Origin of the sequence: Bradyrhizobium sp. USDA 4541 (assembly GCF_024171085.1) — a bacterium.
GTDB classification, from domain to species: Bacteria; Pseudomonadota; Alphaproteobacteria; order Rhizobiales; family Xanthobacteraceae; genus Bradyrhizobium; species Bradyrhizobium australafricanum.
This window is the reverse complement of sequence record NZ_JALJZF010000001.1, coordinates 533,466-556,878: the sequence shown is the minus strand read 5'-3', so window position 1 is coordinate 556,878 and position 23,413 is coordinate 533,466. Positions and strand designations below refer to the sequence as shown.

General features: G+C 65.0%; 23 protein-coding genes and 1 pseudogene. 12 read left to right on the top strand and 12 right to left on the bottom strand.

Annotated features, from left to right (window positions below; all coding sequences use genetic code 11):
* Positions 1-51 precede the first annotated feature (51 nt).
* Complete coding sequence (locus J2R80_RS02715; protein WP_076832425.1) at positions 52-1,116, top strand: aromatic ring-hydroxylating dioxygenase subunit alpha; 1,065 nt, start codon at positions 52-54, stop codon at positions 1,114-1,116.
* Between the two features lie 279 nt (positions 1,117-1,395).
* Positions 1,396-2,553 (top strand): alpha/beta fold hydrolase, encoded by a 1,158-nt coding sequence (locus tag J2R80_RS02710; protein WP_083715161.1) that lies wholly within the window; start codon positions 1,396-1,398, stop codon positions 2,551-2,553.
* A gap of 76 nt (positions 2,554-2,629) precedes the next feature.
* Here the strand turns inward: J2R80_RS02710 and J2R80_RS02705 are convergent, their stop codons facing one another.
* Positions 2,630-2,980 carry a RidA family protein gene (locus J2R80_RS02705; protein ID WP_076832423.1) on the bottom strand — a complete coding sequence of 117 codons (351 nt, stop codon included), beginning with the start codon at positions 2,978-2,980 and terminating at the stop codon, positions 2,630-2,632.
* A gap of 120 nt (positions 2,981-3,100) precedes the next feature.
* On the bottom strand, positions 3,101-4,552 hold the full coding sequence (locus J2R80_RS02700) for a CDGSH iron-sulfur domain-containing protein (RefSeq protein ID WP_076832420.1): 1,452 nt from the start codon (positions 4,550-4,552) through the stop codon (positions 3,101-3,103).
* Between the two features lie 105 nt (positions 4,553-4,657).
* Here J2R80_RS02700 and J2R80_RS02695 point away from each other — a divergent pair, with 105 nt between their 5' ends.
* Positions 4,658-5,005, top strand: a complete 348-nt coding sequence (locus tag J2R80_RS02695) for a helix-turn-helix domain-containing protein (RefSeq protein ID WP_057016039.1) — start codon at positions 4,658-4,660, stop codon at positions 5,003-5,005.
* 219 nt (positions 5,006-5,224) lie between these two features.
* On the top strand, positions 5,225-5,584 hold the full coding sequence (locus J2R80_RS02690) for a hypothetical protein (RefSeq protein ID WP_076832857.1): 360 nt from the start codon (positions 5,225-5,227) through the stop codon (positions 5,582-5,584).
* A gap of 85 nt (positions 5,585-5,669) precedes the next feature.
* On the opposite strand, the gene J2R80_RS02685 is transcribed toward J2R80_RS02690, so the two are convergent.
* Complete coding sequence (locus J2R80_RS02685; RefSeq protein WP_076832852.1) at positions 5,670-7,328, bottom strand: FAD-binding dehydrogenase; 1,659 nt, start codon at positions 7,326-7,328, stop codon at positions 5,670-5,672.
* Positions 7,329-7,606: 278 nt separating this feature from the next.
* Between J2R80_RS02685 and J2R80_RS02680 the strand changes: the two genes are divergently transcribed.
* From J2R80_RS02680 to J2R80_RS02660, 5 genes are all read left to right on the top strand, one after another.
* The gene (locus J2R80_RS02680) at positions 7,607-8,074 is read left to right on the top strand and encodes a hypothetical protein (RefSeq protein WP_057016040.1); all 468 of its coding nucleotides are present in this window, start codon (positions 7,607-7,609) and stop codon (positions 8,072-8,074) included.
* Positions 8,075-8,283: 209 nt separating this feature from the next.
* Positions 8,284-8,418 (top strand): hypothetical protein, encoded by a 135-nt coding sequence (locus J2R80_RS02675; protein WP_276486903.1) that lies wholly within the window; start codon positions 8,284-8,286, stop codon positions 8,416-8,418.
* Between the two features lie 18 nt (positions 8,419-8,436).
* On the top strand, positions 8,437-9,027 hold the full coding sequence (locus J2R80_RS02670; RefSeq protein WP_057016042.1) for an SCO family protein: 591 nt from the start codon (positions 8,437-8,439) through the stop codon (positions 9,025-9,027).
* A gap of 154 nt (positions 9,028-9,181) precedes the next feature.
* Positions 9,182-10,171: a transporter substrate-binding domain-containing protein gene (locus J2R80_RS02665; protein ID WP_076832849.1), complete on the top strand. Its 990-nt coding sequence runs from the start codon at positions 9,182-9,184 to the stop codon at positions 10,169-10,171.
* Positions 10,172-10,352: 181 nt separating this feature from the next.
* Entirely contained in the window at positions 10,353-11,993 is a 1,641-nt protein-coding gene (locus J2R80_RS02660) for a lysine--tRNA ligase (protein WP_076832417.1), read from the top strand.
* 12 nt (positions 11,994-12,005) lie between these two features.
* Here the strand turns inward: J2R80_RS02660 and J2R80_RS02655 are convergent, their stop codons facing one another.
* The gene (locus J2R80_RS02655) at positions 12,006-12,449 is read right to left on the bottom strand and encodes a ketopantoate reductase C-terminal domain-containing protein (protein ID WP_253637924.1); all 444 of its coding nucleotides are present in this window, start codon (positions 12,447-12,449) and stop codon (positions 12,006-12,008) included.
* A 103-nt stretch (positions 12,450-12,552) separates the two neighbouring features.
* Positions 12,553-12,939 (bottom strand): annotated as a pseudogene (locus J2R80_RS43625) (2-dehydropantoate 2-reductase N-terminal domain-containing protein); the annotation flags it as partial.
* Between the two features lie 259 nt (positions 12,940-13,198).
* Between J2R80_RS43625 and J2R80_RS02645 the strand changes: the two are divergent.
* Entirely contained in the window at positions 13,199-13,984 is a 786-nt protein-coding gene (locus J2R80_RS02645; protein WP_244558948.1) for a class II aldolase/adducin family protein, read from the top strand.
* 182 nt (positions 13,985-14,166) lie between these two features.
* Here J2R80_RS02645 and J2R80_RS02640 read toward each other — a convergent pair whose 3' ends face one another.
* Positions 14,167-14,820, bottom strand: coding sequence for a helix-turn-helix transcriptional regulator (locus J2R80_RS02640; protein ID WP_076832408.1), 654 nt, complete (start codon positions 14,818-14,820; stop codon positions 14,167-14,169).
* Positions 14,821-15,020: 200 nt separating this feature from the next.
* Between J2R80_RS02640 and J2R80_RS02635 the strand changes: the two genes are divergently transcribed.
* Positions 15,021-15,365: a DUF952 domain-containing protein gene (locus J2R80_RS02635; RefSeq protein WP_028334591.1), complete on the top strand. Its 345-nt coding sequence runs from the start codon at positions 15,021-15,023 to the stop codon at positions 15,363-15,365.
* Positions 15,362-16,459 (top strand): quinone-dependent dihydroorotate dehydrogenase, encoded by a 1,098-nt coding sequence (locus J2R80_RS02630; RefSeq protein WP_076832406.1) that lies wholly within the window; start codon positions 15,362-15,364, stop codon positions 16,457-16,459. The genes J2R80_RS02635 and J2R80_RS02630 overlap by 4 nt, the downstream gene beginning before the upstream one ends.
* 179 nt (positions 16,460-16,638) lie before the next feature.
* Here J2R80_RS02630 and J2R80_RS02625 read toward each other — a convergent pair whose 3' ends face one another.
* From J2R80_RS02625 to J2R80_RS02600, 6 genes are all read right to left on the bottom strand, one after another.
* Positions 16,639-17,802, bottom strand: a complete 1,164-nt coding sequence (locus J2R80_RS02625) for an IS4 family transposase (protein ID WP_253637922.1) — start codon at positions 17,800-17,802, stop codon at positions 16,639-16,641.
* Positions 17,803-17,969: 167 nt separating this feature from the next.
* A complete protein-coding gene (locus J2R80_RS02620) occupies positions 17,970-19,295 on the bottom strand; it encodes an MATE family efflux transporter (RefSeq protein WP_141340825.1) in 1,326 nt (441 codons plus the stop codon).
* A 114-nt stretch (positions 19,296-19,409) separates the two neighbouring features.
* Complete coding sequence (locus J2R80_RS02615) at positions 19,410-20,144, bottom strand: MBL fold metallo-hydrolase (protein WP_076832403.1); 735 nt, start codon at positions 20,142-20,144, stop codon at positions 19,410-19,412.
* Positions 20,145-20,164: 20 nt separating this feature from the next.
* A complete protein-coding gene (locus J2R80_RS02610) occupies positions 20,165-20,470 on the bottom strand; it encodes a DUF6460 domain-containing protein (RefSeq protein WP_028334595.1) in 306 nt (101 codons plus the stop codon).
* A gap of 194 nt (positions 20,471-20,664) precedes the next feature.
* Complete coding sequence (locus J2R80_RS02605; RefSeq protein WP_253637921.1) at positions 20,665-22,317, bottom strand: cisplatin damage response ATP-dependent DNA ligase; 1,653 nt, start codon at positions 22,315-22,317, stop codon at positions 20,665-20,667.
* Complete coding sequence (locus J2R80_RS02600) at positions 22,314-23,372, bottom strand: ligase-associated DNA damage response exonuclease (protein ID WP_253637920.1); 1,059 nt, start codon at positions 23,370-23,372, stop codon at positions 22,314-22,316. Before J2R80_RS02600 ends, J2R80_RS02605 begins: the two co-directional genes overlap by 4 nt.
* Positions 23,373-23,413: the final 41 nt, after the last annotated feature.

The window sequence follows — 23,413 nt, the reverse complement described above, 5'->3', positions numbered from 1 at the left end:
ACCGCAATCACCTAGCCTCGTCGCAACCAAATCTTGCATCGGGAGGGTGAGATGGCTGACGACGGAATTTTCCTGCGCAACACCTGGTACGTGGCGGCGTGGAATCACGAACTGATCGACGGCAAGATGGTCGCGCGCACCATCCTGGAACGGCCGATCGTGCTCTATCGCGGGTCGAGCGGCAAAGTCGTCGCGCTGGACGACCGCTGCTGTCATCGCGCCGCGCCGCTTTCGATGGGACGCATCGAGGGCGACGACATCAGGTGCATGTACCACGGCATGAAGTTCGCTGCCGACGGCAAATGCATCCAGATTCCCGGCCAGGACACGATCCCCGCCAAGCTCGGCGTGCGCAGCTATCCCGTGGTCGAGCGCTACAATCTGATCTTCATCTGGACCGGCGATCCCGAGAAGGCCGATCCGAAACTGATCCTCGACTATCCGCCGCTCGAGGATCCCAGATGGCGCGGCCTGCCGGGTTACATGCACTACAAGGCCAATTGGCTCCTGATTGTCGACAACCTCAGCGACTTCGCGCATCTCGCCTTCGTGCACACCAACACGCTCGGCGGCTCCGAGGAATACGCCTACAAGACCAAGCCGGTCGCGATCGAGAAGCTGGACGACGGTTTCCGTGTCGAGCGCTGGCACATGGGCGCCGAGCCGCCGCCCTACCACAAGAAGGTGATCCCGAACAAAACCGACAAGATCGACCGCCGCAATATCGGCCGCATGATCGTGCCCGGCATCTTCACGCTCGACACGACGTTTGCGCCGGCGGGGCAGGGCGTCGAGAAGGGCGTCCAGGTTCCGGGCACGCGGTCGTACCGCAACGCGCAGTTCATGACGCCGGAGACGCGCTCGACCACGCACTTCTTCTGGAACTATCTGCACGATTTCGACATCGACAATCCGAACATCGCGCTGTCGCTGCGGCACAGCCTCGAGGAAGGGTTCAACGAGGACAAGGATATCATCGAGGCGCAGCAGCGCGTGTTCGACGCCGATCCGGACTATCAGCTGCTCGCGATCGGCGCTGATGCGCCGCTGACCTATTTCCGCTGGCTGTTCGCGCGCAAGCTCGAGGCGGAGAAGGGCACGGCGCGCGCCGCCTAGAGCATGATCCGGAAAAGTGTGGAGCGGTTTTCCGAAAAGATCATGCTCAAACAAGGAGCTAAAGCGCGATGATGATTCAACCCAATCTCATCGCGCTTTGGTCCGCTGAAACGACGGACTTTTGCTGCTTGGCAGCAAGCGGCGCCGGGGTCGCGAGATCGTGACATCCCGGCGTGGCTGCCGCGCCAGCCGGTTTGGCGTAAACTGATCCGACCTGAATTTGTCGGCGTGAAGGTGACCCGCGTTGGCCAGACCATCCCGGTAGCGATCAATCGGTGAATGAGCTTGCCCGAAAAGACGGATCGATCGGATCGAAGTGCGAGCACCAGCTGGGCGCAGGACGCCTGGCTATGGCCGTTTGAAGCCGCGCGATTGGCGCTGGACATATACTCGCAGTGGTACCCTAACCGTCCGCCCGAGCCCACGGATTCGCCGGGCGAAGCGGCGGCGCTGCCCTGGACGACAGCCCATTCGGTCGCGCTTCAGCTGCCGTCGATGTGCCTGCTGGATTTCTCGAGAGCGGCCGAAGGCCGGCCGCTGCTGGTCTGCGCGCCCTATGCGCTGCATCGCGCGCAGATTGCGGATCTTGCCCCCGGCCACAGCCTGATGGAGGCGTTGCAGAAGGCCGGCGTTGCGCGTCTCTATCTCACGGATTGGCGCTCGGCGGCACCGGAGATGCGATATTTCTCGATCGACACCTTTCTGTCCGATCTCAACGTGGCCGTCGACACGATCGGGCCGCCGGTCGACCTTGCAGGTCTCTGTCAGGGCGGCTGGCTGTCGTTGCTCTATGCGGCGCGCTTTCCCGGCAAGGTACGGCGGCTTGTGCTTGCCGGCAGCCCGGTCGACGTCTCGGTACCGTCGGAGCTTTCCCGGATGGTCGCCTCGCTTCCATCGCAAGGCTTCGAGGCGCTGGTCCGTCAGGGGGATGGGATCATCAGCGGCAAGCACATGCTGCAGGCCTGGAGCATCCCGTTCACCATGCGTGACGCGGAAGCGGCGCTGCAGAGGCGGCTCGACCGCAATTCGGAGGATGCGCGGGCGTTGCTCGATCGCTTCACGCGCTGGAATGACGAGACGCTCGATCTGCCGGGCACCTACTACCTCGAAGTGACCGACTGGATCTTTCGCCAGAACCGGATCGCGGCTGGAGACTTCGTTGCGCTTGGCTGCAAGGTCGATCTCGCTGCCGTGAAGCAGCCCGTCTTCCTGCTCGCCGCAGAGAACGACATCGTTGTTCCGCCCGACCAGGCATTTGCGACAGCGCGGCTCTTGGCCACGCCGCCCGCGTGGCTGCAATGCCATACCGAGCCGTGTGGTCACCTCGGACTGTTCATGGGCTGCAAGGCTCTCGCCGGTTCATGGCGCCGGATTGCCCGCTGGCTTCAGTCCGATCTCGGTGAGGCTGCGGGCGAGCGAGCGCGGATCAGCGCGTGAGTGCTAGATGAAAATGCCCCGAATTGCGCTTTGCAATCCGGGGCATCCGGTATCCTTTGGATGACGTGCGTCGCGTCTATTTCGCCGCGACAACCATGATCTCGACATTGTACTGCGGCGCCGCCAGCTTGGCCTCGACGGTGGCGCGGGCCGGGGTGTTGCCCTGCGAGACCCAGCCGTCCCACACCGCGTTCATTTCCGGGAACGTCTTCATGTCGGTGATGTAGATCGTCGCGCTGAGCAGCTTCGACTTGTCGGTGCCGGCCTTGGCGAGGTGGCCGTCGATGATCGCCAGGATGTCCTTGGTCTGGTCGGTGACGCTGCCGCCCGCGGCCTTGCCGGCGACGACGCCGGCGAGATAGACGGTGTTGCCGTGCACGACGGCCTGGCTCATGCGCGGGCCGGTTTCGAAACGCTGAATGCTCATTTGGGTCTCCACTGAATGGCGGGCACTGTCTAACCTGCCGGAGCGAGCGCCGCCACTGCACAATTTGCAGCGCCGTTCACAGAAATCGCTCGAAATTGCTCCGAGATCGGCTCGGCGCAATCAGGTCGGCGGATTCTGCCCATTCGCCCAGCGCGCGAACAGTGCCACTCGCTCGGCCGGCCAGGCGCCATCGCAGGGCATGGTCCCGGCCTTGAGCCGTGCCAGGATTTGTTGGCAGTGCCTGGCGACATCCGCCTCGTTCCAGAGATCGAAGGCGAACAGCATCGAACTGCGGTCCATCGGCCGGAACAACGGCCGGATGTGCTGCTCGAACTGCACGGCCTCGTCGGGACCGGGGAGTGCCACGCTGATCTCGTTCGCGGCCTGCGCATCGCTCGCCGTTGCGGACGGCCGCGCAGCGGGCGTTGCGTTGCAGACCCACCACCATCGCGGCACCGGCATGTTCGGCGGCGGTGTCGCGCCGGCGCCGGAATTCTCCACCGCGATGCGCGAGCCCCATTCGATATAGGCGACGAAGGCGGCGCGGAATTCCGGATCGCTCGGCAGGCCGGCATCGTCGGCACTCTGCACCATGTAGGTCGCCCACAATGCGCGCTGCTCCGGCCGGATCTCCTTGCCGATGTGCTGCGACACCATCCGCCGATAGCCGCCATAGCGCTCGGTGTAGAAGAGCGGACCGCCGAACACCTCGCTGAGCCACGCCGCCACCCGCTCCGGATGGTCCGGCGACATCTCGGCGAACAGCGGCCCGAGCAGCGGATCTTCCGGCACGTAACGACTGTAGAAGATGCGCGTCATGTCGAGCAGCGCCGGATAGCCGCCGGCCCATTCGAACAGCGTCGGCTCGCGCATCGGATCGGGAACGGGATCGCGAAATGCGACGCTCCAGTGCATGCCGCTGCAAAACGGCTTGTTCAGCGACGCGCCGCAGCGGCACAGGCTGGCATGCTCTTGCGACGCGCCCGCGTTCTGTGTGATCGGCGCGCCATCCTCATCGACCAGTTCGACATCGCCGGTGACGCGATAAGGGCCGTCCTTCGACACTTCGATCTGCGGCGGCCGGCTGACGTCGGACAGGCTGGCGTCACGCTTGGGGCCGATACCGATGCCAAGCGCGCCCGAGGGGCATCTGCGCACCGCGTTGAGGAGGTCGTCGAGGCGCGCCCCGCTGGGTGCGATGAAAGGCTGCTCGCCGAGACGAAACACGGAGGTGAGACGGTCGGTGCAGAAGCCGGAATGCGCACAGGTGCCGCGATTGTCGAACACGAACGCCTGCTGCCCGGCATAGACCTCGAGCCTGTCCGGCGCGCGCCGCGGATCCCTCGCGTCGGTGAAGCCGCGCGCGACGTGGCTGTCGTCGCAGAACGGCCTGGTCTGCGATTGTCCGCAGCGGCACAGCCGCATTGGCGCCTCGGCTGCGATGGGCACGCCGAGATGATCGACGATCGGAATGCCGGGCTCCGGTTCGTAGGGCCCGTTGCGTCTGACGACGATGCGTTTGCGCGGCTGTTGCTTGTCGCTTGGACCTTGGGCGGAATTGTCGTCCGTCATGCCTTGCAATGATCCCTGAACTCGCCCAACCCGTGCAATGCGTGCTTAGATGGATCGATGGCGGCTCTCAACGAACCAGATGGAAAGTGCCGCGGGAGAGTTGCAATGATCCGCAAGACCAAGCGCAAATATGGTTGCCCGGTCGAGTTCTCGATCGATCAGCTCAGCGGCAAATGGAAGACCGTGATCCTGAGCCGGCTCAAGGTCCGGCCGATGCGCTACGGCGAATTGCGCCACGACATCCCGCAGCTCAGCGACAAGGTGTTGACCGAGCGCCTGCGCGATCTCTGCAATTCAGGCTTCGTCAGGCAGGAGCGCGGCGGCGGCTCCTCGCGCTATTGCCTGACCAAGCGCGGCGAGATGCTGAAGCCGATGCTGCAGGCACTCTACGATTGGGGCGAAGCCAACGCCGATACGTTCGGCGTCCGCTTCCTCAGCGCGGAGGCGGACTAGAGCAGGAATGCGCAATTTCGGAATATTAGAATAATACCCCTGAGTTGCCCGACGTGTCAAGTTGTCTGGTCGAACGCCGGCCACCGCCGGCTACTTTGCATGGGGTTGTTTTCGATATTTTGGCAGCGCCCCTGCGACGAACGGATTTCCGGCCGGAACCTTAAGCGAGGAGAGTGCGTTCTCGCGGGATGTTGGGGGCAATCAACACAAGGAATGCTCATGCACATCCGTATCTCTACGGCATCCGTCATCGTTGCGGCGCTCTCGCTTGGAACACCTGCCTGGGCGCAGGTGCAGGGAACGCAACCGAAGGCGATGCCGCAGGCTCAATCTGACCAGCCCAATGCCATCCGGAGCATACAGGTCGTGGACATCAAGGAACTCAAGCCCGACGCCCGGTCGAAGGTCGAGGCTGTCGTGGCAAAGGCAAGCGAAGACGACCTGCGGAACCTTCGCGGTTCCATCGACGCGTCTGAAGAAGCGGTATCCGCGCTGAAGGCGAAGGGCCTCAGCTCGGCACAAGTTGTCGCGGTCAATCTCACCAACGGCATCCTGACGCTTTTCACCAAGACGGCCTGATCGCAACACGGCTCGGGGAACTTCCGCTGAAAAGCCCGCCGGTTCACGCCGGCGGGCCAACGACTGGATCTCGGAGTAGCACGCCTCAGTTCACCGCCTTCGCCGCCGCATGTCCCGCGTTGCGGCCCGAGAACAGGCAACCGCCGAGGAACGTGCCTTCCAGCGAGCGATAGCCGTGCACGCCGCCGCCGCCGAAGCCGGCGGCTTCGCCGGCCGCGTAGAGCCCGCGGATGATCTGGTGATCGTTGCCGAATACGCGCGAATCGAGATCGGTCTCGAACCCGCCGAGCGTCTTGCGGGTGAGGATGTTGAGCTTCACCGCGATCAGCGGGCCGTGCTCGGGATCGAGGATCCGGTGCGGCTTCGCGGTGCGGATCAATTTGTCGCCGATATAGCGCCGCGCATTGTGCAGGTTCATGACCTGCGCATCCTTGACGTAGGGGTTGGTGATCTCGCGATCGCGCGCCTCGATCTGGGTTTTGATGGCGTCGAGCTGCAACAGGTCGTTGCCGGCGAGCTTGTTCATGGCGCCGACGAGCTCGGCGAGATTGTCGCGCACGATGAAGTCGGCGCCGTGCTGCTTGAACGCCTCCACCGGCCCCGGCGCGCCCTTGTTGGTGGCGCGCTTGATCGTCATGCGCCAGCTCTTGCCGGTAAGGTCCGGGTTCTGCTCCGAGCCCGACAGCGCGAACTCCTTCTTGATGATGCTCTGGGTCAGGATGAACCACGAATAATCGTAGCCGGTGCCCATGATGTAGTGCAGTTGCCCGAGCGTGTCGGAGCCCGGGAACAGCGGTGCCGGCAGCCGCTTGCCCGTCGCGTCGAACCACAGCGACGACGGACCCGGCAGGATCCGGATGCCGTGACGCGGCCAGATCGGGTTCCAGTTCCGGATGCCCTCGACATAGTGCCACATGCGGTCGCGGTTGATCAGCCGGCCGCCCGCCGCCTCGGTGATGCCGATCATGCGGCCGTCGACATGTTCGGGCACGCCGGAGATCATGAATTTGGGCGGCTCGCCGAGCCGCTTCGGCCAGTTCTGCCGCACCAGATCATGATTGCCGCCGATGCCGCCGGACGCGACGATTACCGCAGGCGCGCGGAAGGAAAAATCGCCGACGGCGTTGCGCGAGGAACTCTTGCCGCGCTGGACTGAGGTCGGTTCCAGGATCGCGCCGCTGACGCCGTTGACCACACCGTTGGTGACGCTGAGCGCATCGACGCGGTGGCGGAACTTGAACACCAGCCGTCCGCTTTTCGCGGCCTCGCGCGCGCGGCGCTCGAACGGCTCGACGATGCCGGGGCCGGTGCCCCAGGTGACGTGGAAGCGCGGCACCGAATTGCCATGGCCCATCGCGTCGTAACCGCCGCGCTCGGCCCAGCCGACCACAGGGAAGATGCGATGGCCCATCGCGCGCAGCCAGTCGCGTTTCTCGCCGGCCGCGAATGCGACATAGGCCTCGGCCCATTTGCGCGGCCAGTAATCCTCTTCGCGATCGAAACCGGCGGTGCCCATCCAGTCCTGTAATGCGAGCTCGACCGAATCCTTGATGCCGAGCCGGCGCTGCTCCGGCGAATCGACCAGGAACAGGCCGCCAAACGACCAGAAGGCCTGGCCGCCGATGCTCTGTTCCCCTTCCTGGTCGAGCACAATGACGCGCTTGCCTGCGTCGGCGATCTCGGTTGCGGCCACGAGACCGGCAAGCCCCGCGCCAATCACGATCACATCTGCATCGTCAGCCATGTTCAGGTCCCCCGTCCCGCAGAGATTCAAGACCGCCTCATTGCGTGCGGTCAACGCCGAATGGACCTTGCCTGTGGCGGCGGAGCACCAACCGCGTGCGCCGCGTTGTTCCAGTTTGGGACCTTTCCCCAGTCCCACTGCAGCGTGCGCGCAACACCCAATTTGAATTTGTTTTGACCGGCTTCGCTCGTCTGGACAAAAATCCGCGCGCGCAACACGCTCACGATTGTCTTGCATCACAGACCAAACAGATTCGGTTTCGACTGGGGCTGGCCAAAATGAAGTTGATGACGGGGTTGCTCGCTGCGGTTCTCCTGCTGGCGGGAATGGGGGTGTCTCAAGCTGTAGTCAGGATCGCCGACGATCGCGGCGGCAAGATCGGCGTCTATGTCGACAGGTATCAGGACCTGCGGACTTCGGGCGAGACGGTCATCATCGACGGGCTGTGTGCCTCGGCCTGCACCATCGTGCTCGGCAAGGTTCCTCACGACCGGATCTGTGTGACCTCGCACGCCAGCCTCGGCTTCCACGCAGCCTGGGATTACGGCGATAACGGCCGTCCGGTCCCCAATCCCGAAGCCACCCATATGCTGTACCTGATGTATCCGCCGGCGGTACGCAGATGGATTTCGGGGCGTGGTGGCCTGACCCGGCGCATGATCTTCCTGCGCGGCAAGCAACTGCAGGCGCTGTACAAGCCGTGCTATCTCAACGCCCAGGCCTCGGCGCCGAAGCCCGCGCACTAAGCTCCGGCTGCTTCTCTGTTTGACCCTCGTCGGCCATTGGCCTCGGCAGACGCCGGGGCATGAACGCGCCGGCACCGGATTAGCTCGCCATCATTTGACGGCCTGCGACCGCCATTGCGCTTGCTGCCTGCCGGAACCCGGCTTATCTCAGCCTCATGGTTCAGCCGATCTCCACCCGATCCGAGCTCGTAACGGCTCCACAGACCCGGGTGGCGTCTGCGATCCTGTGGGGTGCGGCCGGCATCGGCGGATTGGCCCTGCTTGCCGCTGCCGCGCTCTGGTTCCACTACGGGACCGCGGTGTTTTTCGAAATGATCACGGCCGGCATCTCCGCCTGCTTCTGACAAGGACGCCCTCGCATCATGCCCCGGACCACGCGCCCATTGGTGATCTTCGCTGCCTTCGCGGGCAGTCTGGCGGTCGGCCTGTTCCTCATGCTGTGGGCGATCGGCGGCTTGCGCACCGTTGCCGCGCCGGCCGCGATCGGCGGGGCGTTCCAGCTCACCGACCAGTCCGGCCAGACCGTTACCGACAAGAACCTCCAGGGCAAGCCGACCCTGATTTTCTTCGGATTCACCCATTGCCCGGATATCTGCCCGACCTCGCTGTTCGAGATCTCGGAGGTCCTGAAGGCGATGGGCAAGGACGCCGATCGCGTGAATGCCTATTTCGTCTCGGTCGATCCGGAACGCGACACCGCCACCGCAATGAAGGATTACCTGTCGAGCTTCGATCCGCACCTCAAGGGCCTGACCGGCGATCCCGCCGCGATCGCCAAGGTCCTGTCGAGCTATCGTGTCTACGCCAAGAAAGTGCCGCTGAAGGATGGCGACTACACGATGGACCACACCGCGCTGATCTATCTGATGGACCGCGACGGTCATTTCGTCGCGCCGTTCAATCTGAAACGGACGCCGGAAGAAGCGGCGGCCGATCTCAAACGGTACCTCTGATCGCCATTTCCGGTTCAGAATTAACCCAATCGGCGCTCGCTTCAGGCGCCGATTCGGCTATAAGCCGTTCAATTTCCTGAAATTGCCGGTTATGCCAAATCCGCCTGTCCAGCCCTTTGCCGTCCGTTCGCACCAGCTTCGCCTGGCCGCGGGCATGATCGCGGCTGCCTTGCTGGCCTTGGCGTACCCTGCAATTGCACAGACACCCCCCGCACAGGCGCCGGCAGCCAAGACGGCTCCTGCTCCGGCTCCGCCCACCAAGGCGGCCCCCGCACAAGCGACACCTTCGGCGCCGGCTGCACCGCAGGCAGCGCCTGCGGCCCCCGCGGCAACCCAGGCGGCCCCGACCCTGCCGCCCAAGGCCGCCGCCGAGGCCGCGCCGCAGGCGGTGCCGGGTTTCTGGGACCCGCGGCGCCGGCCGGACCGCCCGGACCTGTCGCGCCTCACCGTGATCCGCTTTCTGACCGAGACCGACTATCCGCCGTTCAATTTCACCGGTCCCGACGGCAATCCGGCCGGTTTCAACGTCGACCTGGCGCGCGCGCTCTGCGACGAGATCAAGGTCACCTGCACCATCCAGATGCGCCGCTTCGAGACCCTGATCGATGCCCTGGCGACCAACCGGGGCGACGCCATCATCGCGTCGATGGCCGTGACGCCGCAGCTGCGCGCCAAGGTCGATTTCACCGATCCCTATTACCGCGCGCCGGCCCGCTTCGTGTCGCGCCGTGACAACGCGATGCCGGAAATCCGCCCGGAATATCTCGAGAGCAAGAAGGTCGGCGTCATCGCCGGGACCTCGCACGAGGCCTACCTCAAGGCGATGTTCACCGACGCCGAGATCCATTCCTATCCGGATAACGACGCGCTGCGCGCGGCGCTGCGCCGCGGCGAGGTCGACTTCATCTTCGGCGATGCGATCTCGCTCGCGTTCTGGATCAACGGCACCGATTCCGCCGAATGCTGCGCCTTTGCCGGCGGCCCCTTTGTCGAGAGCCGCTATTTCGGCGAGGGCGTCGGCATCGCCGTCCGCAAGGGCAACGACCTGCTCCGGCAGTCGCTGAACTGGGCACTGTTCCGGATCTGGGAAAAAGGCCGCTTCACCGATCTGTGGCTGCGCTATTTCTCGGTCAGCCCGTTCTGAGTTCGTCATTCCGGGATGGTCCGTAGGACCAGACCTCAGGGGTGCAATTGCACCCCGGGGAATCTCGAGATTCCGGGTCCGATGCTGCGCATCGCCCCGGAATGACGACAAACGTCCCGTCGTTTTGCATTTTGCCGCGAAAGCGTTAGTTTTCGCGGCCTTTTTGGAGAGAACCTGAGGAATGTCCGTGATTGATCCTTCTGCCAGCCCGAGCGACCTGCGGGCGCTCGCCGAACAATCCAACGCCTGGCCGTTCGAGCAGGCGAAAGCGATTGTGGCGCGGCTGAAGAAAAATCCCAAGGACGAGGTGCTGTTCGAGACCGGCTACGGCCCGTCGGGCCTGCCGCATATCGGCACGTTCGGCGAGGTCGCGCGCACCACGATGGTGCGCCACGCCTTCCGCGTGCTCACCGAGGACAAGATCAAGACGCGCCTGCTCGCCTTCTCCGACGACATGGACGGCCTGCGCAAGGTGCCGGACAACGTGCCGAACAAGGAGCTGCTGGAGCAGCATCTAGGCAAGCCGCTGACCAAGGTGCCCGATCCGTTCGGCACCCATCCGAGCTTTGGCCAGCACAACAATGCGCGGCTGCGCGCCTTTCTCGACCAGTTCGGCTTCGACTACGAGTTCGCGAGTTCGACCGAGTACTACACCTCCGGCCGCTTCGACGCCGCGCTGCTACGCATGCTGGAGCGGATCGAGAAGGTGATGGCGATCATGCTGCCGTCGCTGCGCGAGGAGCGCGCGGCGAGCTACTCGCCGTTCCTGCCGATCTGCCCGCGCACCGGCCTCGTGCTCTACGTGCCGGTGACGGCGCACGACGCCAAAGCCGGCACGATCTCCTACGAGGATCCCGATACCAAGGAGAGCGTCACGGTTCCTGTCACCGGCGGCCGCTGCAAGCTGCAATGGAAGCCGGACTGGGCGATGCGCTGGTACGCGCTCGGTGTCGACTATGAAATGGCCGGCAAGGACCTGATCGACTCGGTGAAGCTGTCGGGCAAGATCTGCTCGGCGCTCGGCGGCACGCCGCCGGAAGGTTTCAACTACGAACTGTTCCTCGACGAGAAGGGCCAGAAGATCTCGAAGTCGAAGGGCAACGGCCTGACGATCGACGAGTGGCTGCGCTATGCCTCGCCGGAATCGCTGTCGCTGTTCATGTATCGCGAGCCCAAGGCGGCGAAGCGGCTCTATTTCGACGTCATCCCGCGCAATGTCGACGATTACCAGCAATTCCTCGACGGCTTCACGCGGCAGGAAGCGCGGCAGCAGCTGCAGAATCCGGTCTGGCACATCCATTCCGGCAAGCCGCCGCAGGCCGACATGCCGGTCACCTTCCAGCTGCTGCTGACGCTGGTGTCGTCGTCGAACGCGGAGAATGCCGAGACGCTGTGGGGTTTCATCGGCCGTTATCGTCCGGGCGTGACGCCGCAGACCCATCCGAAGTTAGATGCGATGGTCGGCTACGCCATCAACTACTATCGCGACTTCGTGGCGCCGACCAAGCAGTTCCGCGAGCCGACCGACGGAGAGCGCGCCGCGCTGCAGGATCTGCGCGATGCGCTCGCCAACATGCCGGCGAACGCGAGCGCGGAAGACATCCAGAACGTGGTCTATGAGATCGGCCGCCGCGAGCCGTTCCTCGACATGGTCAAGAAGGGCAAGGACGGCCGTCCCGGCGTCTCGCTCGACTGGTTCAACATGCTCTACCAGGTGCTGCTCGGCCAGGAGAAGGGCCCGCGCTTCGGCTCCTTCGTCGCGGTCTACGGCGTGCAGAACGCGGTCAACATGATCGACGGCGCGCTGGCGCGGTCGTCGTAGGGATCGCGCCGCTCATCGCCGCTCGGCCTGCGCCGCGTCGCGCAGGCCGTCGCTGGTGGCGCGCAACAGCGTCAGCAGCAGGCCGTTGAGCGGCGTCGGCACGCCGTGCCGTTCGCCGGCCGCGACGATCGCGCCGGTGAGAGCGTCGGCTTCGAACGGGCGTCCCGCGACACGATCGAAATACATCGAGGTGCCGGCGTCCGGCGGATAGGTCAACAACGTCGCCAGCATCAGCTCGGCCTCGTCGGGCGCGAGCTGGGCGCCGTCGGCGCGGCCGACATTCGCGGCCTCCTCGAGGATGGCGCGGCACAGCGCCTTGACGTCCGCGCGGCGGAACACCGCCTGCCGCTGCAAGGTGAGCGCGGTGATCGGATTGGCGACCGCATTGAGCAGAAGCTTGCGCCACGCCAGCGTGGTGAAATCGGCGGAGCCGCCGCACGCGCATCGCCGTGCCATCCAGCAGCGCTTCGAACGCGCGTCCGTCTGTGTCATCGGCAACCGCGAATTCATGCTCGCCGGCGCGGCGGAAACGGACGCGATCCGGCGCCAGCCGCTCGCCGTTGTAATAGACGATGGTCGGAACGACCGTGGCGGCGCCGACCAATGACGCCAGCCGCTCCGCGTGGCCGATGCCATTCTGCAGCACCGCGACGCGCGTCCGCGGCCCGCACAGCCTTTGCAGCCAGGGCGCGCTCGATTCCGTGTCCTGCGCCTTGGTCGACAACAACACCCAGTCGACCGGCGTAGCCGCTGCCGGATCGGTGAGGGCGCGCAGCGGCACTTCCACCGTGCCTTCCGCCCGCTCGACCGTGAGCCGATCGAGCGGCCGCCGGACACAGGCGATCACGTCATGCTTGTCGACCGCGCGCAGCAGGCCGGCGATGATGCCGCCGATGCTGCCGAGACCGACGATGGCGATGGTCTTGCGGTCGGATGGTCCTGTCATTGCGTAACTCCGGGCTTTGCGGAGTGGGTTGCGTTGGGTTGGAAAGTCAGGCCGCTCATGTGGCTTTCCGCCGCAGCCAACGAAGCCGCCGATCCGCCGTCTTCGCAGCGCATCATCACATAATGACGCCAAGCCCGCAAAATTCGGATAGCAGGCCATCGGCAATTTCACCGGAGCCTGGCGCCGGATTGCGCTACACTCGCATCCATAAAATCAGCAGGGCCTCCGCCGAGAGGCCGGCACAGACGGGAGCATGCGCATGCAGTTCAGGGTTTCGCCGACATCGCTGCAGGACAGTTCGAGCGCCGAGGAATGGCAAGCGCGGGTCGATCTCGCGGCGGCGCATCGGCTCGCCTACATCCACGGCTTTTCGGAAGGTATTTTCAACCATCTCACCTTGGTGGTGCCCGGCCGCACCGACCGCTACTACCAGATCCCGTTCGGCATGCACTGGTCGGAAGTGACAGCATCCTCCTTCATGGAGGTCGGCATCGACGATGCCGAGGTGAAGCGCGGCGAGGGTGAGGTCGAGCGCTCCTGCTTTTGCATCCATGCGCCGATCCACAAGGCGCTGCCGCAGGCCAAGGCCGTGTTCCACACCCACATGCCCTATGCGAGCGCGCTGACGCGGCTCGAGGATCCGCGGATCAAGGAGATCGGCCAGACCGAGGTCGGGCTGTCGGAGGCGATTGCCTATGACGACCTCTACACCGGCCCCGCGCTCGATCCCGAGGAAGGCGCGCGGCTCGCCAAGGTGATCGGCAACAAGACCATCCTGTTCATGGCCAATCACGGCATCTCGACCGTCGGCGAGACGGTCGCCGATGCCTATGACCGGCTCTATTACATCGAGCGCGCCGCACAGGTGCAGATCTACGCGATGTGGACCCAGCAGCCGCTCAAGCAATTGCCGCAGCATGTGGTGGAGAAGACCAAACGCGATTTCCGCGACGACCATCTCTACAACGGCCCGTCCCCGGCGCAGCGGCATTTCGATGCGCTGAAGCGGATGCTGGATCGCAAGGAGCCGGACTACGCGGCGTAAGGCTGGCAGGGAGCGCGCCGCAACCTCCGCCGTCGTCCCGGCGAAAGCCGGGACCCATAACCACAGGGTCATGTTGTCGAAGCCAGCTGTGGCCCCAGATCGCTCAAGCACAATGAGTGGTGGTTATGGGTCCCGGCTCGCGCTTCGCTTGCCCGGGACGACGCCGGCGTTTACCTGCCCAATCACTGGCTCGCCCACACCACGCGTGCGATCCACGCGACTTCCTCGACGTCGAGCATGCGGTCGGGGTGCTCCGGATTGAGCGATGCGAGTTCCAGCATCTTGGCGGTGCGGCGTCTCAATTCCTTCACCATCACCTCGCCGCCGGTCGTGCGCACCACCACGCGGTCGCCGCGGCGGATCGCGGTCGCGGGTGACACCACGATGATGTCACCTTCGCGATAGGCCGGTTTCATCGAGTCGCCCTCGATCTCCAGCGCATAGGCGTGTTCGTCTGATGTCGCCGGTAGCGCCACTTCGTCCCAGCCCTTGCCGGCGGGAAAGCCGCTGTCGTCGAAATAGCCGCCGGCGCCGGCCTGCGCGAAGCCGATCAGCGGCACCGACTGTCCGCCGCGCGCGCCATCGCCGAGCAACTGCACGAAGGTCTCCATGCTGGCATTGCTCGCGGCCAGCGCCTTGGAGAGCGATTCGGTCGAGGGCCAGCGCTCGCGCCCGTCGCCGGTCACGCGCTTGGATTTGTTGAAGGTGGTGGGGTCGAGTCCGGACTGCTTGGCAAGGCCGGACGGCGACAGCCCGGCGCGTTCGGCGAGCCGGTCGAGCGCGGCCCAGACCTGCGCGTGGGTCAGCGGTCGGGTGGCTTTGGGCTGTTTGGCCATCGAGGGTATCCCGGATGGTAGGAATTATTGCCTGAAACTTGGCGTTTTCGCAAATCTGTCGGCCGATGTGTCCCGGCACCGCTTGAGTTGCGCCGCCGCCGCCGATACGGTCCCTCGCTCGCCAGATGGCGTCTGGGGCATTTCCCCTCAAATCCGGATAAAACCCCAAGGGACTCAAGGACAAAAGGGAAGGCCGGCCCGTGCCGATGATCTACAAAATCACCCCCGCTTCGGCCTGGCGCGAGGCCGAACGGCAGGGCGTGTACCGGGGCAGTGCCGACGACAAACGCGACGGCTTCATCCATTTTTCCACCGCCTCCCAGGTGGCCGAGACCGCGCGCAAGCACTACCACGGGCAAACCGGCCTGTTCCTGGTCGCCGTCGATGCCGATGCGCTGGGCGATGCCCTGCGCTGGGAGCGGTCGCGCAATGACGAGCTGTTCCCGCATCTCTATGGCGAGCTCGACCTAGGCGCCGTCACCGAGATCCTCGACCTGCGCGCGCGCTCCGACGGTGGCCACGACGTTCCGGAGCTCAAGCCGTGATCCGTGCCTTCGACGCCTTCTCGCTGCCGCTGCTGCGTTGGTTCGATCCCGAGGATGCCCATCGCATGGCGATCCAGGGCCTGAAGCTGCTGCCGCCGATCCGGCAGCGGCCGGATGACCCCAAGCTCGCGGTGCGCGCCTTCGGACTCAACTTTCCAAACCCGATCGGCATGGCGGCGGGTTTCGACAAGAGTGCGGAGGCGCCCGACGCGCTGCTGCGGCTCGGCTTCGGCTTTGTCGAGATCGGCTCGGTGACGCCGAAGCCGCAAGGCGGCAACCCGCGGCCGCGGCTGTTTCGCCTGGAGCGCGACGAGGCCGTCATCAACCGCATGGGCTTCAACAATGACGGTGCGGAGGCCGTGCTGCGGCGGCTCGCCGCGCGCGCCAGCGCCGGCGGCATTGTCGGGGTCAATGTCGGGGCCAACAAGGATTCGCCCGACCGCGCAGCCGATTATGTGAAGCTGATCGAGACGTTTGCGCCGGTCGCGAGCTATTTCACCGTCAATGTCTCCTCGCCGAACACGCCCGGCCTGCGCAATCTGCAGCAATCGGCGGCGCTCGACGATCTGCTGGCGCGGGTCATCGATACCCGCGAGCGCGTGCGCAAGAACGCCGGCGATTCGCCGGTCCTGCTCAAGATCGCGCCCGACCTCAGCCTCGCCGAGCTCGACGACGTCGTGCACATCGCCCGCTCGCGCCGCGTCGACGGCATGATCGTCGCCAACACCACGCTGGCGCGGCCCTCGACCTTGCGCGAGGAGAATCGCGCCAAGGAGCAGGGCGGCCTGTCGGGCCGTCCGCTGTTCCGGCTGTCGACGCGGATGGTGGCCGAGACCTATGTCCGTGTCGAAGGCGCGTTTCCGCTGATCGGCGTCGGCGGCATCGATAGCGGCGGCGCCGCACTGACCAAGATCCGTGCCGGGGCCAGCCTGATCCAGCTCTATTCCTCGCTGGTCTACAAGGGCCTTGGCCTCGTCGACGACATCAAGCGCGATCTGTCCTCGACCCTGCTGCGCACCGGCCGCGACTCGCTGTCGGAAATCGTCGGCGCCGATGCGGCGACGATTACAGCCGAGGAGTGGCCGGTGAGGTAGGTGCGGGTAGCCCGGATGAAGCGAAATCCGGCCGCGCCCTAACCTCCCCTTGAAAAGGGGAGGTCGCTTTGCTCGCCAGAGCAAAGCGGGTGGGGATCAGCTCTCTCCATGAGCTGCGTCGCCTGTGGCTGACCCCCATCCCGACCTTCCCCCTTTCAGGCAGGGGTGTCCGGGGAAATTCAGGCATAGCGGAGCTCCATCTGGTCAGGTGAGATGGTTGATTTCCGACGGCTGGGGTTGATGGGCGGAGGTTTGTCGATGGCAGCGAGGGATCGACGCGTGAGCAGGAGCTGGCCGACGAGTTCGGCGAACCTGAGCGGGAGCATTTTGATGCAGTTGGTGTGAGCGGCGATGCGCAGCAGCAGGTAGGCAATCATCGCAGCGAGCACCTGAAGGCGGATCGCGTTGTCGTTGACGCCGAGGAACTTGCGAATATCGAGATGCTGCTTGATCCAGCGGAACAGCAGCTCGATTTGCCATCGGCTCTTGTAGAGGGCGGCGATCTCGACGGCGCTACGGGCAAGGTCGTTGGTCAGGAGTGTGATCTTGCCGCCTTTCTCGCGTCTGATCTTGATGCGGCGGAGCGGGATTGGAAGGCGCGAATCGCCCTTGCTGGTGAGCTTCACCTCGTCATCGGCAAGGATTTCGAAGCCATCCCCGTTACGCTTGCGGATGGCGCGATGCCTGAGCGAGCGAAGACGGATGCTCGTCTTCGCCCGGGTAACGAAGAAAGCCTTGCTATCATTGATCTTCTGCCACCAGTCGAAACGGCAATAGCCCTTGTCAAACACATAGGTGGTGGCGGGCTGGATTGGGGTCTGTCGGCCGATCTCGATGTCATTGACGTTCGCGGCCGTCATCTCGACGCAGGTCGGGACATCGCTCCTTGGGTCGTAGACGACATGCAGCTTCATGCCGCGGATGCGGCCGTTCCACGTCGCCCAACTGCAGACCTTGCCGAGCGGGATCGGACTGGCGTCGATCAGACGCACCATCTCCATGCCTTCACTCCGCAGCTGGCGACGCGCCATCGCCGACAGCGCCGCAAAGGTTTGCGCGAAAATGCCGATCGGACGGCGGGCATTGGCATCGGACAACGTCGAGCGCGACAGCTTGCCGGTTCCCAAGTGATAGTGATGCTGCGAATTGGCGTTGAAGCCAGTCACCACCCCGCGCAGACTGCTGTTGCCGCTAAGCTGGGCATAGATCAGCGCCACCAGATGATCCCAGCTCCTGAACGACTTGTCGTAGGCATCCCCGTCCAGACGATCCACAACCGTCTGAAACTGCCGTCGATTGATCGGTTCAAGCAGCCTTCCAAAAATGCTACCGCGATATCGCATGCTCGGCCCTCTGTGTCTCGACAACCAGAAAAGACCGATTTGCCTCGGTCCTGCCGAGCATGCACCGCGACACAGTGAATCATTCCCCGGACACCCCTGCCTTTCAGGGGGAAGGGGAAGAGAACTTCGTAGCCCGGATTGCGCTTCGCTCCATCCGGGCTACGGACTTACGCCGTCTTGAACGTCTTCCGCAGCAGCGCCGGATAGCGCAGGCCCTGCAGGCCGCCGCGCGCGACGTAGAAGCCGAGCAGCGCGATCCACAGGCCGGTGTTGCCGAACGAGCTGAGCGCCCACCAGGTGGCGAGGAAGATCGCGAGCGAGGCCAGCATCAGATTACGCATCTCGCGCGCCCAGGTCGCGCCGACATAGATGCCGTCGAAGCCGAACGCGAACACGCCAGGCAGGGGTGCCAGGATCACGAACGGCAGGAACGCGCGCGCATAGCGGCGCACGTCGTCGCTGGTCGTCATCAAATTGATCAGCGCCGGTCCGAACAGCGCGAACAGCACCGATACGACCAGCGCAAAGCCGATGCCCCACAGCAGCACCAGCCGGGTCGAATCGGAAAAGCCGCGTACATCGCGTGCGCCGAAGGCGCGGCCGCACAGCTGCTGGGCGGCATTGGCGAGGCCGTCGAGGAAGAAGGCGCTGACCAGCAGGAAATTGTTCAGCACCGAATTCGCCGCCAGCGTCACGTCGCCTTCGCGCGCGCCCTTGGCGGTGAAGAACAGGAACACGACGATCAGCGCCGCGGTGCGGACCATGATGTCGCGATTGACCGTCAGCATGCGCATCAGCTTGGCGCGGTCGAACAGCGTCGCCGCGGGAACGGCGAAGCCGCCTTGCGAGATCTGCCACGCCACCACGATGCCGGCGGCGAAACCGGCGGTCTCGGCGAGCACGGCGGCGATCGCGGCACCGGCAATGCCGGCGCCGTAGACCTGCACCAGCAGCACGGTCGCGGCCATGTTGATCAAATTGATCACGATCTGCAGCGCCAGCGCCAGATTGGCGCGGGCCTGGCCGACCAGCCAGCCGAGGATGACGTAATTGGCGAGCGCCAGCGGCGCCGACCAGATCCGGATCATGAAATAGGCTTTGGCCGCGCGCGTGACGCCTTCGCTGCCGCCCATCAGCTGGAACGTGACCGCGGCGAGCGGCACCTGCAGCGCGATCAGCGCCGCGCCGATCAGGCCGGCGACGATGAAGCCGCGCACCAGGATGGCGGCATATTCCTTGATCTCGCCGGCGCCCTGCGCCTGTGCGGTGAAGGCCAGCGTGCTCATGCGCAGGAAGGCGAACAGCCAGAACAGGCAGTCGAAGATCACCGAGGCCATCGCCACGCCGCCGAGCAGCGCGGCGTCGTCGAGGCGGCCGATCGCGGTGGTCGAGACGATGCCGATCAGCGGCGTGGTCAGGTTGGCGACCATCGCGGGGCCGGCGATGGCGAACACCTGACGCGTCGTGATCTTCGGGTGGATGGGTGCGTGCATGGCTACAATTGCAAGGAATATCCGTTTCTATCGCGACATCCGTCGCGCGACCATGCCGGAATTGTTCTCAGAGCAATGCGATGGCGGAAGATCGGCGGGCAAGGCATTGCTTGGTCAGAGCGCCACGACCATGCCGTCGCTCGCCGCCGTGTAGGGCAGGTGGTCGATGCGGCCGAGCATGTCGTCGCTCATATGGGTCAGCACCACGCGCCTGGCGTTGATGGCGGGCAAATGCGCTTCCAGCGTCTTCAGGCTGAGATGGTTCTTGACCATTTTGTCGTACATGTAGGCTTCGGCGATGAAGAGGTCGGCGTCCTGCGCCGCCGGGATCAGTGCGTCGGTCCATTCGGTGTCGGCGCTGTAGCTGATGATGCGGCCTTCCGCCTCGACGCGGTACGCGAGGAACGGCCCGCCGGACTCGCCATGCACGACAGGGTAGGGCGTCACGGTCACCTCGCCGAAGCTGCGCGTTTCGCGCGGCGCCAGCGTAACGACGGACAGATCGAAGCGTTGTTTGGTTTTGGAGGAATGCTCGAACATCACCTCCATCACCGCAGGCAGTTTCGTTTCGATGCCTTCGGGCCCTGCGATCACCAGCGGCCGGGTGCGGCGGGAGAACTGCGCGTCGAGCAGGAAGAACGGGAGGCCGGCAAAATGGTCGCCATGGAAATGCGTGATCAGGATCAGGTCGATCGCGTCGCGGTCGATCTCGAGCCGCTTCATCGCCGGCAGCGATGAGGCACCGCAATCGATCAGGAAATTGCTGCGCGCACCGCTGACGTGGAAACAGGTGTTGAAGCGGCCGCCGGAGCCGAATGCATCGCCGCAGCCGACAAATCGCAATTGCATCGGCTGCGAACTCCCTGAGATCAGCGGCCGCGCGGCGCGCCGAACAGCCGCGACAACAGCCAGATCGGAATCACGATGACGGCGCCGAGCAGGAAGTAGCGCCAGGCCCAGTTGATCGCATCGAAGCCGAAATCCCAGATGCTCTGGAACAGCCTGCGGATGCTGTTGAGGATGTTCCATGGATCGAGGCCGATCGCGGCGAGCACGACACCGACCAGAATCGACAGCAAAATCAACCGGAACGCCACAGAGAGCGGCGATCCGCCGAGAAAGCGGTACAGGCCGTCACTCCGGCCGGCCGGCAAGTCCCGGATGTCGTTTGGCATTGCTGTCTCCAATAGCGTTTTCGCGCGAAGTGGGCACCGGTTCGCGTGAAGAAAACGCGTCAAAACAAAACCTAGACCTCGATTCTGATCCCATCAGAACCGAGGTCTAACGGAATCGCCCGCATTATAGGTCACGGCGGTGCACATGGGAAACCCGCGCACCGCGATCAATGGCTGTCATGCGCGCTTGGGATTTAACTTCCTGTCATGGAGATTAACATCCGTTCAAGCGTCTCCAGCCGGTCGGCTTCGCGCGGCGGCTTGTCCCAGCGGAGGCGGCTGATCCGGGGGAAGCGCATTGCGACGCCGGACTTGTGACGCGGCGAGCGCTGCAAGCCCTCGAAGGCGACCTCCAGCACCAGCCCCTGATCCGGCTCGTGCACGACATGCCGCACCGGGCCGAACTTCTCGGTGGTGTTGCGGCGGACGAAGCGGTCGATCTGCAACAGCTCCTCGTCGGTGAAGCCGAAATAGGCCTTGCCGACCGGCACCAGCTCGTCGCCGGCCTCGCCATGGGTCCAGACCCCGAACGTATAGTCGGAGTAATAGGAGGAGCGCTTGCCGTGGCCGCGCTGGGCATACATCAGCACGGCGTCGATGATGTGCGGATCGCGCTTCCACTTCCACCACGGACCTTTCGGCCGTCCGGGCAGATAGGGCGCGTCGCGCCGCTTCAGCATCACGCCTTCGACCGCGCCGGCATCGTCGCCGGCGCCCGCACTCTTGGGATCGGCGCGCGCCGCGGCCAGCTCTTCCCAGCTCGCGAACGGGACGGTTGGCGACAGATCGATGCGCGGATCGTTCAGCTTGGCCACGAAGGCTTCGAGATGCGCGCGGCGTTCGGTGAAGGGCAGCTCGCGCAGATCGTTCTCGTCGTCGCCGAGCAGGTCGTAGGCGCGCAGGTGGATCGGAAATTCCTTGATCAGCTTCGGCGAAACGACCTTCCGGTTCAGCCGCTGCTGCAGGACGTTGAAGGTCTGCACGCGGCGGTCGCGCAGCACAAGCAACTCGCCGTCGATCGCGCCGGGCAGATGCAGCGACGGCACCAGATCCGGAAAGCTGCCGGTGATATCCTCGCCGGTGCGCGAATAGAGCCGCGCCTGGACGTGGCCGCGCGCATCGCGGCCGGACACCGCCTGCACCCGGATGCCGTCCCATTTCCATTCCGCGCTGAAATCGGCGGCGTCGAGATTGGCGAAATCGCTATTCTCGATCGCGTGCGCCAGCATCACCGGGCGGAACGGCGCAGGGTCGCGGTTGACCGGTTTGTCTCCGCGGCCCTCGAGCCAGGCGAACAGGTCGAGATAGGGCGGCGACAGGCCCGGCCACAGCAGCTCGATCTCGTGCGGGTCTTTGTCGCCGAGCGCCGCCGCCGCGGTCTTCGCCAGCCGCGCCGAGATCCCGATCCGCATCGCGCCGGTGACGAGTTTCAAGAGCGCCCAGCGCCCGGTCTCGTCGAGCTCGTCCAGCCAGCGCGCCAGCTGCGCCGGCAGCTCGGCCTTGCTGAGCGTGCGCAGCGTGATGACGACATCAGTCAGCGTCGGGGGAGGCGGGTTGTTGTGGCCCGGCAGCTCCGCCCTCGGCCACATCAGCGCGACTGTTTCCGAAAGATCGCCGACGTAATCATAGGAGTAGCCGAACAGCACCGGGTCGGCGCGTTCGGTGATCAGGTCGCGGATCAGGCCGGGCTTGGCGTGCTTGAACGACAGCGCGCCGGTCAGTGCCGCCAGCGCGTAGCCGCGGTCGGGGTCCTCGGTCTCGCGGAAATAGGCGACCAGCAGCTTGATCTTGTTGTTGCGGCCGGGCTCGTAGGCGAGGCGGTCGAGCAGCTCGGCAAAGCGGTTCATGTTTCCGCCTCGCCGGCGGGCTGGGTCTCGCCGGTCAGTGCGGCCGTCTCGCCTTCATCCTCGTCGCCATAGCCGACCAGATCGAGCGGCCGCGCGGCAAGGCCCCTGGTCTTGCACCAATGCACCAGCGCATCTTCCTGGCCGTGGGTGACCCAGATCTCGCCGGCACCAGTGGCGGCGATCGTCGCCGTCAGCCCGTCCCAATCGGCATGATCCGAGATCACCAGCGGCAGCTCGACGCCGCCTTGCCTGGCCCGGGCGCGCACGCGCATCCAGCCCGAGGCGAATGCGGTGACTGGATCGGGAAAGCGGCGCGTCCAGACATCGGATGTCGCGCTTGGCGGTGCCAGCGTGATGGTGCCGGCAAGCTCGGCCTTCTTCATGCCGCGCGCGGGCCGGAGCTCGCCGAGCGCAATGCCGCGCTCCTGATAGTAATAGGTGATCTTCTCCATCGCGCCATGCAGGTAGATCGGCGCGTCGTAGCCGGCCTCGCGCAGCAGCGCGATCACGCGCTGCGCCTTGCCGAGCGAATAGGCGCCGACCAGATGCGCGCGCTCCGGGAACAGTTTGACCGAGGCCAGCAGCTTGTTTACTTCGCCGGCGGCATCGCCATGGCGGAACACCGGCAATCCAAACGTCGCCTCTGATATGAAGACGTCGCAGGGCACCAGCTCGAACGGCGCGCAGGTCGGGTCGCGCGCATCCTTGTAGTCGCCGGAGGCGACGATGCGGGTGTCCTTGCAGGTGACCGATATCTGGGCGGAGCCCAGCACATGACCGGCGGGATGAAACGTCACCGTGACGTCGCCGAGCCTGATCTCCTCGCCATAGGCGATCGCCTGCACAGAGCCGGCGAAGTTCTCGCCGTAGCGCAGCCGCATCATGTCGAGCGTTTCCTGGGTCGCGAGCACAGCGCCGTGGCCCGCCCGCGCATGGTCGGAATGGCCATGGGTGATCAGTGCCCGCTCGACCGGCCTGACAGGATCGATGTGGAAGCCGCCGGGCTTGCAGCAAAGCCCGGCCGGGACGGGCATCAGGATGTCTTGCGGGCGCATCGCCCCTATATAGGCGCTCGATCCGCGATGTTTAGCCGGAT

Coding starts and splice junctions, on each gene's coding strand:
- J2R80_RS02705 (WP_076832423.1), bottom strand. CDS start 2,980: ATGAGCATTCAGCGTTTCGAAACCGGCCCGCGCATGAGCCAGGCCGTC.
- J2R80_RS02700 (WP_076832420.1), bottom strand. CDS start 4,552: ATGACGGACGACAATTCCGCCCAAGGTCCAAGCGACAAGCAACAGCCG.
- J2R80_RS02660 (WP_076832417.1), top strand. CDS start 10,353: ATGTCCGTGATTGATCCTTCTGCCAGCCCGAGCGACCTGCGGGCGCTC.
- J2R80_RS02690 (WP_076832857.1), top strand. CDS start 5,225: ATGCACATCCGTATCTCTACGGCATCCGTCATCGTTGCGGCGCTCTCG.
- J2R80_RS02605 (WP_253637921.1), bottom strand. CDS start 22,317: ATGAACCGCTTTGCCGAGCTGCTCGACCGCCTCGCCTACGAGCCCGGC.
- J2R80_RS02670 (WP_057016042.1), top strand. CDS start 8,437: ATGCCCCGGACCACGCGCCCATTGGTGATCTTCGCTGCCTTCGCGGGC.
- J2R80_RS02655 (WP_253637924.1), bottom strand. CDS start 12,449: ATGGCACGGCGATGCGCGTGCGGCGGCTCCGCCGATTTCACCACGCTG.
- J2R80_RS02615 (WP_076832403.1), bottom strand. CDS start 20,144: ATGCAATTGCGATTTGTCGGCTGCGGCGATGCATTCGGCTCCGGCGGC.
- J2R80_RS02640 (WP_076832408.1), bottom strand. CDS start 14,820: ATGGCCAAACAGCCCAAAGCCACCCGACCGCTGACCCACGCGCAGGTC.
- J2R80_RS02680 (WP_057016040.1), top strand. CDS start 7,607: ATGAAGTTGATGACGGGGTTGCTCGCTGCGGTTCTCCTGCTGGCGGGA.
- J2R80_RS02625 (WP_253637922.1), bottom strand. CDS start 17,802: ATGCGATATCGCGGTAGCATTTTTGGAAGGCTGCTTGAACCGATCAAT.
- J2R80_RS02645 (WP_244558948.1), top strand. CDS start 13,199: ATGCAGTTCAGGGTTTCGCCGACATCGCTGCAGGACAGTTCGAGCGCC.
- J2R80_RS02695 (WP_057016039.1), top strand. CDS start 4,658: ATGATCCGCAAGACCAAGCGCAAATATGGTTGCCCGGTCGAGTTCTCG.
- J2R80_RS02685 (WP_076832852.1), bottom strand. CDS start 7,328: ATGGCTGACGATGCAGATGTGATCGTGATTGGCGCGGGGCTTGCCGGT.
- J2R80_RS02710 (WP_083715161.1), top strand. CDS start 1,396: ATGAGCTTGCCCGAAAAGACGGATCGATCGGATCGAAGTGCGAGCACC.
- J2R80_RS02620 (WP_141340825.1), bottom strand. CDS start 19,295: ATGCACGCACCCATCCACCCGAAGATCACGACGCGTCAGGTGTTCGCC.
- J2R80_RS02610 (WP_028334595.1), bottom strand. CDS start 20,470: ATGCCAAACGACATCCGGGACTTGCCGGCCGGCCGGAGTGACGGCCTG.
- J2R80_RS02665 (WP_076832849.1), top strand. CDS start 9,182: ATGATCGCGGCTGCCTTGCTGGCCTTGGCGTACCCTGCAATTGCACAG.
- J2R80_RS02715 (WP_076832425.1), top strand. CDS start 52: ATGGCTGACGACGGAATTTTCCTGCGCAACACCTGGTACGTGGCGGCG.
- J2R80_RS02600 (WP_253637920.1), bottom strand. CDS start 23,372: ATGCGCCCGCAAGACATCCTGATGCCCGTCCCGGCCGGGCTTTGCTGC.